At 65.7% G+C, this 3185-nt stretch carries 3 protein-coding genes and 1 pseudogene; 1 reads left to right on the forward strand and 3 read right to left on the reverse strand.

What is annotated here, in order from left to right; all coding sequences use genetic code 11:
• Nucleotides 1-412: 412 nt before the first annotated feature.
• The 3 genes from ACT3TZ_RS14920 to ACT3TZ_RS14930 form a co-directional block, all read right to left on the reverse strand.
• Nucleotides 413-1252, reverse strand: coding sequence for an endo alpha-1,4 polygalactosaminidase (locus ACT3TZ_RS14920; protein WP_444584204.1), 840 nt, complete (start codon nucleotides 1250-1252; stop codon nucleotides 413-415).
• 78 nt (nucleotides 1253-1330) lie between these two features.
• Complete coding sequence (locus ACT3TZ_RS14925; RefSeq protein ID WP_444584205.1) at nucleotides 1331-1960, reverse strand: HAAS signaling domain-containing protein; 630 nt, start codon at nucleotides 1958-1960, stop codon at nucleotides 1331-1333.
• Entirely contained in the window at nucleotides 1957-2295 is a 339-nt protein-coding gene (locus tag ACT3TZ_RS14930) for a PadR family transcriptional regulator (protein ID WP_444584206.1), read from the reverse strand. Before ACT3TZ_RS14930 ends, ACT3TZ_RS14925 begins: the two co-directional genes overlap by 4 nt.
• A gap of 113 nt (nucleotides 2296-2408) precedes the next feature.
• On the opposite strand from ACT3TZ_RS14930, the pseudogene ACT3TZ_RS14935 reads away from it, so the two are divergent.
• A pseudogene (locus ACT3TZ_RS14935) lies at nucleotides 2409-3174 on the forward strand (transposase); the annotation flags it as partial.
• Nucleotides 3175-3185 lie beyond the last annotated feature (11 nt).

Consider the following 3185-nt stretch of genomic DNA (forward strand, 5'->3'; position numbering starts at 1 on the left):
CACATCCTTCCCTGCAACGCTCCACATCGCCACAGATCATGTGACACCTGATCGTGCATCAGTCCCACCTGCGTGGCCTGGCCCTCGGCTTCCGCAACCCCACCAACTACATCGCCCGCGCACTCCTCGAAGCCGGCGGATTCAGACCACACCTACACCCCGAATTGTGAAGAGCCGCTTGAGGTCTCGGAACCTGATCCGCTGCTCGGTCATCACCACACATCTCCGTCCCATCTGTCGCAATGGCTTCCATGCGCCCACCGGCCACCTGTCCCAGAACCGGGTCTTGGACTTCTTGGGACGGGGGCGATGGGCGCTTCCACGTCGCGCTGGGCCGGAGCGAGAGCGATAACCAGGTGTGCAGATCCCCCCGCTACCCACTGCCGGACATGCGCACATCACGCAGTCGGGCTCAGCAGGACTCGAAGCGATACTCCTCGACGCCCTGGGCGACAAGACCGCGGTCCCGAAGGATCATCAGCGGCGCGCGGTCGGGGAGGGCACAGGCGTCGGCAAAGGTCATCCCGGCGTCCTCGAGACTGTCCGGATACTCGATCTGCAGGACGTGGGGCCCGTACACGCTCGTGTACGCGGCACATTCGTCATGGACGGCGCATTCCTCGGCGACGGCGAAGTCGAAGCCGAGATCCTCGTGCGCCGCCGTCGTGGTCTCGGCGGCGTTCTTCTGGGCGATCGCGAGCCCGGACTTGTGCGCGATCTCCACGTAGGCGGAGGCAAGGGCCATCGCGCCGTTCACGTCGAGCTGATCGAATCGGTCGAAGGTGTCGAGATTGTCGATCTCGACGGCGTCGTACCCGGCATCCGCGCAGCCCACGATGACCGGCGTGAGGATGTCGAGGATGCCCTCGCGCTGTGCTGCGGTGGACGGATCGAGGATGTACTCGTCGTTCCAGTCGGGGTCGGTGACCAGGTCGCCGTGCGCATCGTGCAGGAGCAGGTCGGCGTGCCCCTTCCACATCTCGGCATCACCGGGCTGGGTCTGGAATCCGTTGACATAGCAGATGCTGTAGGCCCCCTGGAGAGGATCGGCGGTTGCATCGCGCACGACCACGTCGATCGTGCCCGACGGCGAGTAGGTGCCACCGAGCTGATAGTCGAAGACGCCCGTGGTGGGAGGCAGGCCATGCGTACTCGCCACGGGATCGGAGGGGCCGGTAGTGGCGGTCTGCCCGGTGCAGGCGACGACCGTCATGAGCAGAGCGAACATCGGGATCGCCATGCGTCGCGTCATCTGTTGCCCCTGCTTCTGCTCTGTCGTTAGATCCCCGAAACCCGGCCCAGCGCGACGTGCGATGGGGCCCAGGGTGGCTCAGCTTCGAACCAGCTTGCGAGCGGGGTTCGGCGCGGTGTAGCGCAGGACGAGGACGACCCCGATGGCACCCATCAGGAGCGGGAGGGCGCTGAGAGGGAGGTTGACTCCGACCGGGACGCTCCCGCCCGCGATGCCGAACACGATGGCCAGCAGCGAGGAGGCGATCCACGAAGCGGTCAGCAGAACCCGCTGCTGTCCGGTCAGGTCTCTGACGAGGAAGGACAGTACGGTTGAGAAGACGCCTGTCATGCTACCGGCGCCGAAGGCGAGCAGGATGAGCATCGGGTGCAGAGCGTACTCGGAGTCATCGTCGAAGTGCGCTGTGAAGCACAGCAGTGCCCCCAGGGCCATGAAGCCTCCAACTGTGGCCACGGCGCTTGCTACGGCAAGTCTCCGCATCCACTTCGGTGTGCCGGCCGTCTCCGCCCCGGCTTCCAGGGCTATCTGTTCAGGCGGGCCGAGGCTGTCGAGCGCAGCCTGGAGCACGCCTCGTTGTTCCGCGTCCGCGAGGTGCTCTTCGATTCCGGTGAGAAGATCCAGCTGCTCGCCGGAGGGGAGCGAAGCTGTCAGGGCAGTGAGGCGCTTGAGATAGGCCTGGGCGGCGGCGGACGAGGGCAGAGTGGTCATGCGTGGTCTCCAATGACGAGGTCGACGGCTTGCCGGAAGCGGCCCCATTCCTGGGTGAATATAGCAAGTCCGGTCTTGCCTGCCGGGGTGATGTGGTAGTAGCGGCGCGGGGGTCCACTCGGGGACTCTTGCCAGGCAGTGGTCACGAGGTTGCGCTTCCGGAGTCTCGACAGGAGCGGGTACAGCGTCCCCTCGCTCTCGAGCAGTCCTCGTTCGCTCAGCGTTCGAGCCAGGTCGAGACCATAGGTCGGTTGCTGGGCGATGACGGCGAGGACACATGGCTCGAGAGCGCCACGGCGCAACTGCCCTACGAGGTGAACAGCGTCAGGTTCCATGCACCACAAGGTAGCACGCCCCGCCAGGATCCTTCGGTGTGGGGTAGACGAGGCCAAGGATCCTGCGCGCGGGTGGTCTCCGCCCTGCAAGCCCGCCGTCGAATGTCGGGCCGCACTGTACGGTGATCATCGACTTGACCACGGTTCGCCAGGACAGCGGCCCCTCCAGACTGCTGGACATGGTCGAAGGCCGCTCCAAGGCAGTGTTCAAGACCTGGCTCGCCGCCCGCCCCTAGACTTGGCGCGAGGCAGTGGAAGTTGTTGCGACAATCGGCTTCACCGGGTTCAAGACCGCCGCAGCCGAGAAATTCCCGGACGCGGTCGCGGTAATGGACCCCTTCCGCGTCGGGCGGCTCGCCGGGGAAGCGGTCGACGTCTGCCGACGGCGCATCCAGTTACTCCTGCACGGACACAGCGCCGCGCCGGCGACCCGCTCTATTCCTGCCGATGCACCCTTCACACTGGAGCAGCGCTAATCACCGACCGCCAGGTCGAACGGATCCAGGACCTGTATGCCGACGAGCAACACGTCGAAGTGGAAGCGACCTGGGGCATCTACCAGCGCATGATCGCCGCCTCCCGGACCGCACACTCGGGAAACCAGAGATGCAGGCCGTCATGGACGTCCTCCGCACGGCTATCCCCGAAGGCCTCGACGAACAGGCCCGCCTCGGTCGAGCTCTGCGTCGGCGAGCCAGCGACGTGCTGGCATTCTTCGACCTACCCGGCGCCAGCAACGGCCCCACCGAGGCCACCAACGGCAGGCTCAAACACCCCCACGGATCCGCCCTCGGCTTCCGAAATCTCACGCACTGCATCGTCCGATCCCTGCTCGGGGCGGGTGGCTTCAGACCCCGCCTACACCCTGGAATGCGATGAGCCCGATATCG

The organism is Brachybacterium sp. AOP25-B2-12 (assembly GCF_052378625.1).
Taxonomy (GTDB): Bacteria; Actinomycetota; Actinomycetes; order Actinomycetales; family Dermabacteraceae; genus Brachybacterium.